A 14,020-nucleotide genomic window follows, 5' to 3' on the forward strand; every position below is an offset into this window, starting at 1 on the left:
GAAAAACCCCGGCGGACCGGCCGGGGTTTCTGAATATCCAGGGCGGGATGAGCGGATTTGAAACGCGCCGCGCAGGCTTGCGGCGAAACGGCGCCCGCTAGCGGAACCAGCGGTCCCAGCCGTTCTCGTAGTAGCGCACCAGCGGGTGGTCCTTGATCGAGTTCGCGGGAACCTCGACCGGCCCGGCATCCTTGCCGAAGGCCGCCGCGCCCGCCCATACCCCGGGCGTCAGGAACTTGAGGCCGTCGGGCAGCGCCCCGAGCGGCGGGCGCGCGCGGGGGCTGGCCATCACGAAGCCCCAGTCGCCGAAGCTCGGGGTGTAGACGTGGTAGGGCAGGACCGAGAGCGCCCCCTCGGGCGCATACGGGTTGCGGGTCTGCGCCAGCGTCTCGGCCACGCACCAGAACGCCTCGCGCGCGAAGACCGGGCTTCCGGCCTGGGTGGTGAAGACCCCGCCGGGGCGCAGGCGCTCCATCAGGATGGCATAGAATTCAAGGCTGTAGAGCTTGGAGAGGATATGCGTGCGCGGGTCCGGCAGGTCGCCGATGATCACGTCGAAGCCCTCGCCGCTCTCCTGCGCGAAGGCCCAGGCGTCCTGGTTGACAACTGTCAACCTGGGGTTGCGCAAGCTGCCGCCGTTCAGGGCCGCGAGGTCGTCGCGCGCCGCGAAGATCTCGGTCACCCGCGGGTCGAGATCGACCAGCACCACCGCCTCGACCTCGGGCCAGCGCAGCACCTCGCGCGCCGCCATCCCGTCGCCGCCCCCGAGGATCAGCACCCGCTTGCGCGACGCCGCCCGGGACATCGCCGGATGCACCAGCGCCTCGTGGTAGCGATGCTCGTCCAGGCTGTCGAACTGGATCGAGCCGTTGAGGAACAGCCGCGTGCGGTCCCGGAACCGGGTGACGACGACGCGCTGGTGGGCGGTGTCCTCGGCCAGGATCACCTCGTCCTCGAACATCTGCGCGTCGAGCGCCGAGACGAAGCGGTCCGACAGCCCCAGCCCCCCGACCAGCAGCGCGGCCGAGACCGCGGCCCCGACCGCCAGCCCCCGCGTCCCGCGCGGGCGCAGCGCGACGATGGAGGCGGCCCCGACGGCGACGTTCATCAGCCCGAAGGCCAGCGACGCCGCCATCAGCCCCAGCATCGGCACTACGGCGAGCGGGAACAGCACCGAGGCGGCCAGCGCCCCGGCATAGTCGAAGGTCAGCACGTTCTCGAACCGGTGCCTGGCGCCCGATTTCTCCAGCAGCCGCGCGATCAGCGGGATCTCGGCCCCCGCCAGCGCGCCGATGGCGATCAGCGCGGTGAACAGCACCGGGCGCACCGCGTCGAGATAGGCGTAGGAGAAGAACAGGGCCGGGGCCGAGAAGCCCCCCAGCACTCCCAGCGCCAGCTGCGCCGACACGAAGCCCCGCGCCGGGTCCGACACGTGCCGCGACGCCCAGGCCCCGAGGCCCATGGAGGACAGGAACACGCCGATGACCAGGCTGAACTGCGCGATGCTGTCGCCGATCAGGTAGGAGGCGCTGGCGGCGGCGATCAGCTCATAGGTCAGGCCCGCCGCGGCGATGAAGAAGGCGGCGGCGAGCAGCCAGAGCTCGGCCGCCTTCGGCGCGCCGGGCGTGGGGGCGCCGGTCCCCTCCGCCGCGCCGCGCGCCGCGTCTCCGCCCTGCCCCGGCCCGTCCGCGCCCTGCCCCGGCCCGTCCGCGCCCGGCCCGCCTGCGGCCCCCGCGGGGCCGCCGGTCATGACAGGATCACGGCGGCGATGATGATCGCGACCGACAGGAACAGCCCGGCGATGACGATGGCCAGCGCGACGTTCTGGTCCTCCTCGATCTCCTTGTGCAGCGAATAGGGCGTCAGAAGGTCGAGAATGTACCAGCAGGCCGCCAGCAGCCCCACGCCGACCACCGTGTAGATCACCGTGCCGAAGAGGCCCGAGGCGGTCACCTGAGCGAGAATATCCATGCGCCCGTTCCTTTCCTGCGCCGCCGCGGCGGCGTGTCCGTTCGCCCGCGCGGCCCGCGCCGCGCCGACATGCCCGGCCCGCGCCCGCCCGTCCCCCGGGCCCCGGCGCGCGCCGCGTCCTCCTCCGCGCCGCCCCGCGCCCTCCCGCCCCCTGCAGGGGGAGGAGGGCCGCGGCGGCGCCTATTTCACCCGCCCCGCCAGGTAGCCGCCGCCGCCCGAGCCGGAGCGGACCGATTGCGTGACGTCCGAGTCCTCGCCCCACACGCCCGCATCGGCCAGCCGCCAGGCCATGCCGACCATCAGCGCGAACACCGCCACGACCAGGATCCGCGCCACCACGCCCATCAGTCGTCATCCCCCCGGAACATCCAGGCCACGAGGAACCAGTTGCGCGCCAGGAACACCAGCAGGCTGACCGCCGCCGCGGCCCAGAGCCAGCCCACCGCCTTCACGTCGCCCCAGGCATGGACCCAGACCCGGTTCGCCGGGGTCCCGCCGCTCCAGTCCACCTGGCTTTCGAAATCGCCGATCGAGACGGTGTGCGGCCCGGCGGCGGGCGCGCGGAAGGTCACCGACGCGCTGCGCGAGCCCTCGGTCCAGGACCCTTCCGAATCCCGCCCCTCGTAGAACTCCATCCCGCGCTCGACCTCGAACACCACCTCGTCCTCGTCATCCGTGACCTCGATCCCCATCGCGGCCCAGGAATTGCGCACGTTGCTGGTCAGGTCGAGCCGCACCAGCTCTCCCGCCGCCGGCACGTCGAGCTGGAAGCTGAAGGGCGGGGACTGGTCGACGACCCGCCCGAGATCCCGCTCGCCCCCCGACATCACGATGGCGGCGAAGGCGCAGAGGGCCATCGAGATCCCCGCCGTGTTGCCGATGAAACGCCCGAGGCTGCGCGGTTTGCGCGGCTTGCGCGGGGCCTTCGCGGGTTCGACCCCGAAGGCGGCGCAGGTCTCGGCGGCGTCGAGGGGGGTGGTCAGCTCCACCTCCCGCTCCCCGGACGCGCTTTCCGAGAAGGTCAGCACCTTGCCGCCGCGGAAATAGGAAACGACGCGGGACAGCTCTCCGCGCTTGGGGATCCAGCTGAACTCGCCCGCGGCGTAGTCCACCTCCCAGACCGCGCTTTCGTCCAGCATCATCTGCTGCCCGCGATAGCGCACCGACCGCTCCGGGGCGCCGGGCGGCATCCAGGCCGGGTCGGCGCCGCGGCGGGTGCGGCGGGTGAACTGGATCTTCGCGCCCTCGACCGTCAGCCAGGCGTAGCCATGGGTGGGGGAGTAGAGCTGGTGGTCGACCCACCGCCATTCCTCGCCATCCTCGCGCTCCACCATTCCAAGGATGCCGATGATGGTGAAGAGAACCCCGTCGATCTCGCCCGCCATGCCGATCTCGAACGGGGTCTCGGGGCGCTCGGCCGAGAGGAACCTGCCCACGGCCTGGAAGTCCTCCAGCGCCGAAAGGGTGGAGCCGCAGGAGGGGCAGACCATGGCCAGCACCCGCCCGCCGCCATGCAGGCCCAGGCCGGTCCCGCAATTGGGACAGTCGAGCGAGCGGATCTCCGCGGCGCGGGTCATCTGCCGTCCCCGAAATCATCGAGCCGCTGGACGTCCCAGGGATCGACCCAGCGGCCCTCGAACCAGGCGTTGAAATCCTCGCCCGTCTCGGCCGAGAGGATGCGCCCGTCGGGGCCTTCGAAATTCACGTAACGATGGGTCTCGCCGATGCGGGGCTTCTCGGGGAGCTCTCCGGCGAAACCGATGCATTCGGCGGTCTCCACCTCCTGCGCGCGGTACATGAGCCCGTCATGCTCGACCCGGTCGCCGATGGCGACGTCGGCGCGGCGCAGGGGGGCGTCGACGGGGGGCACGGGGGTCTGCACCGCCACGTCGCCCTCGTCGACCGAGACCCAGGCCCCGGTGACGCCGGTCCCCTGCTCCCACGGGCCCTCGGGGGCGCGGCCCATGGCGTGCTGGCCCTCGATCTCGCACCAGAACTCGTCCCAGGTCCCGCGGCCGTAGGAGTAGCGCACGACGCCGAGCGGGTGGAACACGCGCCGCCCGATGCGGAACCGCCGGTCGATGGAGAGGAGGGGCGAGGGGTCGTGGATCTCTCCCGCCGCGCCGGGGTCGCGGAAGGACATGTCGTCGAGGAAGATGGTGGATTTGCAGTAGTCGCAGGTCACGACCTTGGAGGTCGCGAGGCGCGGGCTGACCGAGGCGCCGCAATTGGGGCAGGAATGGGCGTCCGTCATGGAAATATCGCGCCGTGCTGAAATCCGCGCGCGGCCCGTATCGGGCCGGCGGCGGAACGTAGCGCGAGGGACGGGCCGGGTGCAAGCGCGCGGGGAAGGGGGGCGGGACGCCCCGCAGGGGCGGCGCGGGGGCGCGGTGGGGGCGGGGGAAGGGCGCGTGGACGCGCCAAGGGCTGGGGGAAGGGCGCGTACGCGCCAAGGGCTGGGGGGAAGGGCGCTTTCGCGCCCGGGCGGGCGGGCCGCCGCTGCGCGCGCGAAGCGCCGCGCGGCGCGGTCCGGCCGCTCCCCCGCCGCGCAGGCGCCCGGCGGGATGCGCCCGCTCAGGGGGGGACAAGCCCCCCGTTCGCGGCCGCAGGCGGCGGAACGCCGCCGGGCCAGGCCCGGACCGCCCCCCTGGAAAAGAAACGGCGGCGCGCCCCCAAGGCCCGCCGCCGTCCCCCCTTTCGCAGGGCGGCTCCTGCCCGCCCTGCGCGGATCACTCCGCCGCGGCGAGGTATCCGCGCCAGCCGCCATGGCGGGTGACGTCCTCGGCCCCCTGGACGCCCGAGGCCTCCACCAGGAAGCCCTTCGCCGATCCGCCCCCCTCCAGCGCCACCGCGCCGATGGTCAGGGGCGCGGGAATGCCCTTCATGAAGCCGCCCATCTCGGCCAGCGGCATGGCCCAGACCTCCACCTCGATCTCGCCGCCCCGCTCGATCCGCAGAAGCCCCGGGCGCTTGGGCGGGCCGCCCGGCAGCGCATAGAGCCGGTAGCAGGGCGCCGTCCGCGCCGCCTTCAGGAACCGCGCGCCGCGATCCGTCAGCTCGTGATTCAGCGGCAGGCCCGACATGTGCGCGCCGCAGACCACCAGCTCGATCTCGTCCACCCCGGCCGCGGGCTCCACCGCCGCGGGCGCGGGCGGCACATGCCCCGTCGCCCCCGCGGGCCGCCCCGCCGCACTCTCCATCGCCTGCGCCAGCGCGGCGCACAGCCCGTCGGTCCCCTTGCGCCCGAGGAAGGTCACCGACCCGGGCCGCCCGTCCGAGCGCGCCGGCGCCGGCCCCGCGATCCCGCACATGTCCAGCAGGTTCACGAAATTCGTGTAGGTCCCGAGATTGGAGTTCGGCGTGATCGGGTCGGCCTCGAGATCCGCCACCGTGTAGAAGGTCGGAATGGTCGGCACGCAGAGCGCATCCAGCCCGGCCATCGCCTCCTCCGCCACGCGCCCCAGCTCGCGCAGCCGGTAGATGCCGCGGAAGGCGTCGTCGGCGGTCAGCCCGATGGCCTTTCCGACCACCGCGCGGGTGGTGGGATGCACCGCCTCGGGGTCCTTCGCCATCAACTCCCCGATCTGCACGTGCCGCTCGGCCACCCAGGCGCCTTCATAGAGCATGTGCGCCACGTCATAGAGCGGGCGGAAATCGAGCGGCACGATCTCGGCCCCCAGCCCCGCCAGCATCTCCTTCGCCGCCTCGAACGCCGCTTCCTGCACCGCATCGCCGAAGAACTCCGCCGTGGCCGCATCCGGCACGCCGATCCGCAGCTTCGGCGGCAGCGCGGCGGGCGCGACGGGGATGTCGCGCGAGAACGCATCCGCCGGGTCATAGCCCTCGGCCGCCGCATAGGCGTCCCAGGCGTCGGCCACCGTCAGCGCGAAGATCGAGATGGTATCCAGCGTCCGGCAGGCGGGGATCATGCCGGAGGCCGAGAGCGTCCCCAGCGTCGGCTTCAGCCCCACGATCCCGTTCAGCGCCGCCGGAACCCGCCCCGAGCCCGCCGTGTCGGTCCCGAGCGAGAACGTCACCAGCCCGTGCCCCACCGCGACACCGGAGCCGCCCGAGGACCCGCCCGGCACGATCTCGGGGTCCAGCGCGTTCTTCGGGGCGCCGTAAGGCGTGCGCACGCCCACCAGCCCGGTGGCGAACTGGTCGAGATTGGTCTTGCCGATCAGCAGCGCCCCCGCCGCGCGCAGCTTGCCCACCACGAAAGCGTCCTTCTCGGGCATGTATTCCCAGGCCGGGCAGGCCGCGGTGGTGGGAATGCCCGCCGCGTCGATATTGTCCTTGGCCGCGAAGGGCGCGCCCCAGAGCGGCATGGACGGGTCATACGGCCCCAGCGCCTCGGCCTCGGCCAGCACGTCCGCGATGGGGCGCAGGTGGATGAAAATGCACGGATCGCCGACCGCCTCGATGCGCCGGTAGACCTCCTCCACCACCTGCGCCGGGGTCGCGCCCGCGGCATAGGCCGCGCGCAGGGCCGGAAGGGTGAAGGGCAGCTCGCAAATCGCTTCGGGTGAAAGCATCGGGGTCGTCTCCGGTCTATTCAGGCCGCTCTTGCAGGCGGCTGGGGGGCCGCGGCGAGAAGCGCGCGGGTATAGTCATGGGCCGGGGCGGACATCACCTGCGCCGCCGGGCCCCGCTCGATGATCTCGCCGCCCTTCATCACCAGCACCTCGTCGCACAGAAGCCGGACGACATTGAGGTCATGGGACACGAACAGGAGCGACAGGCCAAGCCGCGCGCGCAGGTCCGCCAGCAGGTTCAGCACCACCGCCTGGATCGAGACGTCGAGCGCGGCGGTCGGCTCGTCCAGCACCAGCAGTTTGGGTTCCAGCGCCACGGCGCGGGCGATGCCGACGCGGGCCTTCTGGCCGCCCGAGAGCTGGTGCGGGAAGCGGGTCAGCAGCGGGCGCGGCAGGCCCACCAGGTCCGCCAGTTCTTCGACGCGGGCGGCGCGGGCCTTGCCGGAAAGGCCGCCGAGGCGGGCCAGCGGCTCGGCGATCGACTGCGCGGCGGAATGGCGGGGGTTGAGGCTGTCGGTCGCATCCTGGAACACCATCTGGATGGCGCCGCGGGCCGGGTGGCGGGCGAAACGGGCGGCGGGGGTGGCGGTGAGGTCCTCGCCCCCGAACAGGATCCGGCCCCCGGTCGGGTCGGTCAGGCGCACGATGGCCTCGGAGGTGGTGGACTTGCCCGAGCCGCTTTCCCCGACCAGCCCGACCGAGGCCCCGGCCTTGATGTCGAAGCTGACGCCCTTCACGGCATGGACCGGGCCGGACTTGCCCTGGAAAGTCATCCGCAGGTCCTCGACCTTCAGCAGAACCTCGTCCGAAAGCGGCGGGCGCGGGGCTTCCGGGGGGCGGGTCTCGGCGGGGAGGAGTTCGCGCAGGCCGCCGCCGATGCGCGGGGTCGCGTCGGCGAGGCGGCGCGTATAGGGGTGCTGGGGATCAGCGAAGATGGCCGCCGGGTCGCCGGTCTCCACCACCGCGCCGTCCTTCATCACCACGATCCGGTCGCAATATTCGGCGGCCAGCCCGAGGTCATGGGTGATGAGCATCGAGGACATCTCGCGCGCGCGGACCAGGTCGCGCACCAGGTCCATCACCGCCTTCTGGGTGGTGATGTCGAGGCCGGTGGTCGGCTCATCCGCGATCAGCAGGCGCGGATCGCAGGCGAGGGCTATGGCGATGACGATGCGCTGGCACATGCCGCCCGAAAGCTCGAACGGATAGGCGTGATAGCGCGCCTCGGGGTCGTTGATCTTCACCGCTTCCAGCGCCTCGATGGCCTTCTGCTTCGCGTCCTGGCGGTCGGCGCGGGAATGGCGCAGCAGGACGTCCTCGATCTGCTTGCCGACCTTGCGGATGGGGTTGAGCGCGGCGCGGGGGTTCTGGAAGATCATCGAGATCTCGCGCCCCCGCAGCGCCTGCATGTCCTTCTCGGACGCCCGGCGCAGGTCGACGCCGCGGTATTCCACCTCTCCGGCGGTGATCTTGCCGCCGGCGTCGAGGATCCGCATCAGGGCGTAGGAGGTCACGGACTTGCCCGAGCCGCTTTCCCCGACGACGCCCAGGATCTCTCCCGCGCCGACCGAGAGGTCGACGCCCCGCAGCGCCTCGACCCCGCCCTTGCGGGTCTGGAAGGCGACCCTCAGCCCTTCGATCTTCAGCATGGCTCAGGTCCTCCGGCGCGGGTCGACCATGTCGCGCAGACCGTCGCCCAGCAGGTTGAAGGTGAAGACGGCGAGCATCAGCCACAGGCCCGGGAACAGCGCGAGCCACCATTCGCCCGAGACGATGTAGTTGGCGCCCTCGGCCACCATGATCCCCCATTCGGGGGTGGGCGGGCGCACGCCGAGGCCGATGAACGACAGGCCCGCGGCGTTGAGGATCGCCCAGCCGAGATTGAGCGAGACCTGCACCATCATCGGCGGCAGGGCGTTGGGGAAGACGTGGACGGCCAGCGTCCGAAGTTCCGAGTTCCCCGCCAGCCGCGCCGCCCGGGCGAAGCCCGCGTCGCGGCGGATGTTCACCTCGGCCCGCACCAGGCGGGCGTAGAAGGGCGTGTTGATGACCGCGGTGGCGTAGACGATGTTCTCGACCGTGTTGCCCAGCGCGGCGACGATGCCCATGGCGAGGACGAAGAGCGGGAAGGCCATGATGGTGTCGAGCACGCGGTTGAGCGCGGCGTCCACCCAGCCCCCGCGCCAGCCCGCCCAGGCGCCGAGGATCGAGCCCGCGACGAAGGACAGGGCGACGGCGGCGACCGAGATGGTCAGGTCGAGCCGCGTGGCCACGAGGACGCGGGAGAACACGTCCCGCCCCAGCGCGTCGGTGCCGAACCAGTGGGCGGCCGAGGGGGGCTGGAGCGCCTGCGCGGAGTTGGATTCCAGCGGGTCGTAAGGCGCCAGCGCCGGGCCGAAGATCGCGCAGCCGAGGAAGAAGGCCAGCATCGCGAAGGCCAGCGCCGTCACGGGGTTGGAGCGCAGCACGTAACCCACGTGGGCCAGCGCGCCGGAGCGGGGGGAGGCGGTCTGTTTCATCGCGATCTCCGCCATCAGTTCAGCCCGATCCGCGGGTCGATCAGCGCATAGGCGAGATCCACCACCAGGTTCAGCGCCACGAAGAGAAGCGCCATCGCCAGCACGAAGCCCTGCACGGCGGCGTAGTCCGAGACCACCAGCGCCTCGACCGCGTAAGAGCCGATGCCGGGCCAGGAAAACACCTTTTCGACCAGCACGTTGGCGCCGAGGCTGAACGAAAACACCATGCCCAGCGTGGTCACCACCGGCAGCAGCGCGTTGCGCAGCCCGTAGCCCCAGAGGACCTTGCGCCGGGTCAGGCCCGCGGCCCGCGCGGTGCGGATGAAGTCCGATGACAGGGCCGAGAGCATCGCCGCCCGGGTCATCCGCGCGATGGGCGCCAGGGTGAACAGCGCCAGGGTGATCGCGGGCAGCGCCAGCTGCGCCAGCGCGCCGCGCCAGGCCGCCCAATCGCCCGCGACGGCGGCGTCGATAAGGTAGAAGCCCGTGACCGGATCGGGGGGCAGGTGCATGAAGTCGAGCCGCCCGAGCGGCGAGGGCGCGATCCCCAGCAGGTAGTAGAACACGTAGACCAGCACGATCCCGGTGAAGAAGGTCGGCAGCGACACGCCCGCCGTCACCAGCACCCGGCAGGCATGGTCGATCCAGCTGCCCGGCCGCGTCGCCGCCGCCACGCCCAGCGGCAGCGCCACGAGGCAGGAGAGCAGCAGCGCGCAGAGCGTCAGTTCCAGCGACGCGGGCAGGCGCGCGGCGAGGTCCTGCGCCACCGGCTGGCCGGTCGACAGCGATTGCCCGAGGTCCCCGCGCGCGAGGTCCGACAGGTAGGACAGGAACTGCACCGGCAGCGGCTGGTCGAGGCCGAGGGCGGCGCGGATCTCGGCGATGGAGGCCTCATCCGCCGCGGGACCGGCGAAATAGGCCGCCGGATCGCCCGGCAGGGCGCGGGTCAGCAAAAAGCTGATCAGCACCACGCCGAAGGCGACCGGCACGGCCTGGGCCAGGCGGCCCAGGACCAGTTTCAGGCGCGTCGGCATCAGGCCGACACCGGCCGGATCGGGCGCACGTCGAGCTGGCGGTGGAACCAGAACTCGTAGCCCTCGGCGCCGGTCATGGCGACGTTCAGCGCGGGCTGCCAGAGCGGGATGCGCGGCAGGTCCTCGAACGCCATCTGGAACATGCGCTTGATGTTCGGCGCGTAGGCCGGGTCGTCCATCGGGATGTGGAGCGTGTCGTCGACGAGCTGCTCCATCTCCGGCACCGAGTAGTTCGAGGAGTTGAACAGGTGCCCCTTCTTGTAGGCCCAGAAGAAATAGTAATCGGGGGTGTTCAGCCAGCCGCCGAAATTCTCGAGATGCAGCGGCAGGCGCTTTTCCACCAGCGCGGCGGTGCGCCAGTTGGCGCCGGGGATCTTCTCGATGGTGGTCTTGATGCCGATCTTCGCGAAGGCCTCCTGGCACAGCAGCGCGGTCGGCTCCATCCAGTCGGCGAGGCCGAGGGAGATCGAGAGCGGGACTTCGAACCCGTCCTTGTACCCGGACATGGCCATGAATTCCTTGGCCTTTTCCAGGTCCTCGGCATAGCCCGAGGGGCGCGGCCAGGCCAGCTCGTCATAGCCCTCGGCCGGGCCCCACATCGGGGCGCCGCGGCCGTAAGCGGCGGTCTGGAAGATCGCCTCGTAGGGGATGGCATAGGCCAGCGCCTTGCGGACATTGGCGTCCTGGAACGGCTCGAAGCTGAAGTTCGGGCAGAGGCAGTGGATGCAGTTCTCGATCGGCGTCGAGTAGACGTCGACCTTCGGGTTGGCGTCGAGCTCGGCCGCGTCCTTGTTGGGGATGTTGAAGGACATCTGCACGTCGCCGCGCTCGATCAGCGCGCGGCGGGTGGCGGGGGACGGCGCCTCGCGCACCACCACGCGCTTGTAGGCCGGGAGGGGGCCGCCGACCCAGGAATCGTTGCGCTCATAGACCAGCTGCTGGCCCTGGTCCCAGCGCAGCACCTTGTAGGCGCCGGAGCCCGCGGGGGTCTTGTGCAGGTACTCCATCGCCCAGGGATCCTCGGCGGTGGCGTTGGCCTTGGCGACGGCGGAGTTGATGATGAAGGGGACGGGGACGGCGAGGTCGGGGATCGACAGCTTGGAGGGCTTGTCGAGGGTGACGGTGAAGGTCTCCTCGTCCACCGCGGCGAACTGGTCGGGGCGGATCAGCCCGCCCGCCTTCATCTGCACGGTGGGGAAGCCGCCGACCGAGACGGCGCGGTCGAAGGACCATTTCACGTCCTCGGCCGTCACCTTCTTGCCGTCCCAGAAGGTGGCGCCCGGCTTGAGCTTGAAGGTGATGACGAGGCCGTCATCGGAGACGGACCAGCTTTCGGCCAGCTCGGGGACGATCTCGGAATAATCGTAGGAGAAGCCGCCGCCCGGCGCTTCCTTGGCGCCGAAGCTGACCAGCCGGTCATAGCAGTTGACCGAGACCTGGTAGGAGGGGCGGTTGGTGCCGGTGCGGTGCAGGTCGAGGCTGTTGATGGTCTGGCCCGACACCACCACCAGCACGTCGCCCGAGGCGGCGGCGGCGGGCAGGACCTTGAGGAACGGCAGCGCCGCGGCGGCGCCCGCGGCGGTTTTCAGGAAGTCTCGGCGGGTGGGGCGGGTCATGGCGGTCTCTCTCCTGTCGCGGGGGCCTGCCGGGCACGGGACGGCGGGCGAAACGGTCGAGGCAGAGCGTGGACCGGGACTTGCGTTCGCATCCAGTGCTATGATTTCACAGAACCGATGCAAAAATTCGAACGGTCGGGGGCGGAGATGCGACACCTGAAGATCTACGACATGATCGAGGCGGTCACCCGGGCGGGCTCGATCCGCAAGGCGGCCGAGGACATCAACATGACGGCCTCGGCCCTCAACCGCCGGATCCAGGGCTTCGAGGAGGAGTTCGGGACCGAGATCTTCGAGCGGCTGCCGCGCGGGATGCGGCTGAACCCGGCGGGGGAGCTTCTGCTGCACCATATCCGCGCCCAGCGCAGCGACATGGCGCGGGTGCGCAGCCAGGTGGCGGACCTGTCGGGGGTGCGGCGGGGGCACGTGTCGATCGCGTGCAGCCAGGCGCTGCTGCCCTATTTCCTGCCGCGCCAGATCGCGATCTACCGGCGCGACCACCCCGGCGTGACCTTCGACGTGCGGGTGCGCGACCGGGTGCAGGCCGAACAGGACCTGGTGAATTTCGAGAGCGACCTCGCGCTGGTGTTCGAACCGGCGCACATGGTGGATTTCGAGGTGATCCACGCCGCCGCGCAGCCGGTCTGCGCGGTGATGTCGGCGGCGCATCCGCTGGCGGGGCGGCGCGAGCTGCGCCTGCGCGACTGCCTCGATTACGACCTGATCCTGCCGGGGGCGCGCTATGGCGTGCGGTTCCTGCTGGACCGCGCGGCCAAGCGGATCGGGCGGGTGCTGGAACCGGCGGTGGAGACCGAGAGCTTCGAGATGATCCGCTATCACGCCGCTTTCGGGCAGGGGGTGGGGTTCCAGATCCCCATCGGCCTCGACATCTCCCGCCAGCCGGACATCGCCTTCGCGCCGCTGTCGGAAAAGGACGTGGCCAAGGGCGAATTGCTGCTGGGGCAGCTGCGCGGCCGGGCGCTGCCGGTCGCGTCGATCCGCTTTGCGCGGCAGGTGGCGGCGGCGCTGTCCGGGCTGCGCGGCTGACGCGGCGGCGCCCGGCCCGTCCGGGCGGCCCGGGCGCGAGCGTTGCAAAAAATGCACCGCTCCGCTGAAAACTGAGCAGAAGACAATAGCGCTCCGCTCCCCCACGCTTTTCCTCGCGATTTTGGTTGCGCCGCAGCACGCAGGCGCCCGAGCCGAGGAGACCCGTGATGAAACTTCCCTCCCTGTCCCGCCGTGGCGTCCTGATGGGCGGCGCCGCCCTTGCCGCCGCCTCCGCCACCGGCCTCTCGACCCGCCGCGCTTCGGCCGCCGGGGACCTGACCGTCGGCTTCATCTATGTCGGGCCGAAGGACGACTTCGGCTACAACCAGGCCCATGCCGAGGGCGCCGCGGCGGTGAAGGCGCTGCCGGGCGTGACGGTGGTCGAGGAAGAGAACGTGGCCGAGACCGTGGACGTGCAGAAGTCCATGGAATCGATGATCAACTTCGACGGCGCGCAGCTGCTGTTCCCGACCTCGTTCGGCTATTTCGACCCGCATATCCTGACCGTCGCGCCGAAATACCCCGACGTGCGCTTCCAGCACGCCGCGGGCCTGTGGTCGGCGGACAAGCACCCGATGAATGTCGGCTCCTACTTCGGGTATATCGGCATGGGCCAGTACCTGAACGGCATCACCGCGGGTCACGCCACGAAGACCAAGAAGATCGGCTTCGTCGCGGCCAAGCCGATCCCGCAGGTGCTGCTGAACATCAACTCGTTCCTGCTGGGCGCCCGGGCGGTGGACCCGGAGATCACCTGCCAGGTGATCTTCACCGGCGAATGGTCGCTGGCGGTGAAGGAGGCCGAGGCCACCAACGCGCTGGCCGATGCGGGCTGCGACGTGATCACCTGCCACGTGGACGGCCCGAAGGTGGTGATGGAGACGGCGGCGGGCCGCGACTGCTTCATCTGCGGCTACCACGCCAACCAGTCGCCGCTGGCGCCGGAGAAATACCTGACGGGCGCCGAGTGGAACTGGGCGGGCGTCTATACCGGCATGGTCAAGACGGTGCAGGAGGGCGGGACGATCCCGAACTTCGTGCGCGGCGGTCTCGCCGACGGGTTCATCAAGATGTCGCCGCTGGGCCCCGCCGTCTCGGGCGCCGCCCGCGCCCAGTTCATGGACGCCAAGGCGGTGATCGAGAAGGGCGGCTTCTCGGTCATCAAGGGGCCGCTCAACGACAACAAGGGCAATGTCATCGCGACCGCGGGGCAGGAGTTCGTGGAGAGCGACATCGCGCTCGAGTCCATGGATTACCTGGTCGAGGGCGTGATCGGCTCGACCTCCTGATCGGGGCTG

Annotated in this window: 12 protein-coding genes; 2 read left to right on the forward strand and 10 right to left on the reverse strand. The window is 71.0% G+C overall.

Annotation, left to right across the window (positions count from 1 at the left end):
• Positions 1–97: 97 nt before the first annotated feature.
• The 10 genes from ACQ5SO_RS03195 to ACQ5SO_RS03240 all read right to left on the reverse strand — a co-directional run bounded on the left by ACQ5SO_RS03195 (position 98) and on the right by ACQ5SO_RS03240 (position 11,675).
• Positions 98–1,750, reverse strand: a complete 1,653-nt coding sequence (locus tag ACQ5SO_RS03195) for a polyamine aminopropyltransferase (protein WP_430940125.1) — start codon at positions 1,748–1,750, stop codon at positions 98–100.
• Positions 1,747–1,971 (reverse strand): DUF350 domain-containing protein, encoded by a 225-nt coding sequence (locus ACQ5SO_RS03200; protein WP_430940126.1) that lies wholly within the window; start codon positions 1,969–1,971, stop codon positions 1,747–1,749. Before ACQ5SO_RS03200 ends, ACQ5SO_RS03195 begins: the two co-directional genes overlap by 4 nt.
• Positions 1,972–2,151: 180 nt before the next feature.
• The gene (locus tag ACQ5SO_RS03205) at positions 2,152–2,316 is read right to left on the reverse strand and encodes a hypothetical protein (RefSeq protein WP_430940127.1); all 165 of its coding nucleotides are present in this window, start codon (positions 2,314–2,316) and stop codon (positions 2,152–2,154) included.
• On the reverse strand, positions 2,316–3,548 hold the full coding sequence (locus ACQ5SO_RS03210; protein WP_430940128.1) for a DUF4178 domain-containing protein: 1,233 nt from the start codon (positions 3,546–3,548) through the stop codon (positions 2,316–2,318). Before ACQ5SO_RS03210 ends, ACQ5SO_RS03205 begins: the two co-directional genes overlap by 1 nt.
• Positions 3,545–4,225, reverse strand: coding sequence for a DUF4178 domain-containing protein (locus ACQ5SO_RS03215; RefSeq protein WP_430940129.1), 681 nt, complete (start codon positions 4,223–4,225; stop codon positions 3,545–3,547). Before ACQ5SO_RS03215 ends, ACQ5SO_RS03210 begins: the two co-directional genes overlap by 4 nt.
• Positions 4,226–4,700: 475 nt before the next feature.
• The gene (atzF, locus tag ACQ5SO_RS03220) at positions 4,701–6,506 is read right to left on the reverse strand and encodes an allophanate hydrolase (RefSeq protein WP_430940130.1); all 1,806 of its coding nucleotides are present in this window, start codon (positions 6,504–6,506) and stop codon (positions 4,701–4,703) included.
• A gap of 20 nt (positions 6,507–6,526) precedes the next feature.
• A complete protein-coding gene (locus ACQ5SO_RS03225) occupies positions 6,527–8,155 on the reverse strand; it encodes a dipeptide ABC transporter ATP-binding protein (protein WP_430940131.1) in 1,629 nt (542 codons plus the stop codon).
• Positions 8,156–8,158: 3 nt separating this feature from the next.
• A complete protein-coding gene (locus ACQ5SO_RS03230; RefSeq protein WP_430940132.1) occupies positions 8,159–9,025 on the reverse strand; it encodes an ABC transporter permease in 867 nt (288 codons plus the stop codon).
• Positions 9,026–9,039: 14 nt separating this feature from the next.
• Positions 9,040–10,059, reverse strand: a complete 1,020-nt coding sequence (locus tag ACQ5SO_RS03235) for an ABC transporter permease (protein ID WP_430940133.1) — start codon at positions 10,057–10,059, stop codon at positions 9,040–9,042.
• Positions 10,059–11,675: an ABC transporter substrate-binding protein gene (locus ACQ5SO_RS03240; protein WP_430940134.1), complete on the reverse strand. Its 1,617-nt coding sequence runs from the start codon at positions 11,673–11,675 to the stop codon at positions 10,059–10,061. The genes ACQ5SO_RS03235 and ACQ5SO_RS03240 overlap by 1 nt, the downstream gene beginning before the upstream one ends.
• Positions 11,676–11,822: 147 nt before the next feature.
• On the opposite strand from ACQ5SO_RS03240, the gene ACQ5SO_RS03245 reads away from it, so the two are divergent.
• On the forward strand, positions 11,823–12,722 hold the full coding sequence (locus ACQ5SO_RS03245; RefSeq protein ID WP_430940135.1) for a LysR family transcriptional regulator: 900 nt from the start codon (positions 11,823–11,825) through the stop codon (positions 12,720–12,722).
• A 167-nt stretch (positions 12,723–12,889) separates the two neighbouring features.
• A complete protein-coding gene (locus tag ACQ5SO_RS03250; protein WP_430940136.1) occupies positions 12,890–14,011 on the forward strand; it encodes a BMP family ABC transporter substrate-binding protein in 1,122 nt (373 codons plus the stop codon).
• Positions 14,012–14,020: the final 9 nt, after the last annotated feature.

The organism is Rhodovulum sp. DZ06 (assembly GCF_050586345.1).
GTDB lineage: Bacteria > Pseudomonadota > Alphaproteobacteria > Rhodobacterales > Rhodobacteraceae > JBOCEF01.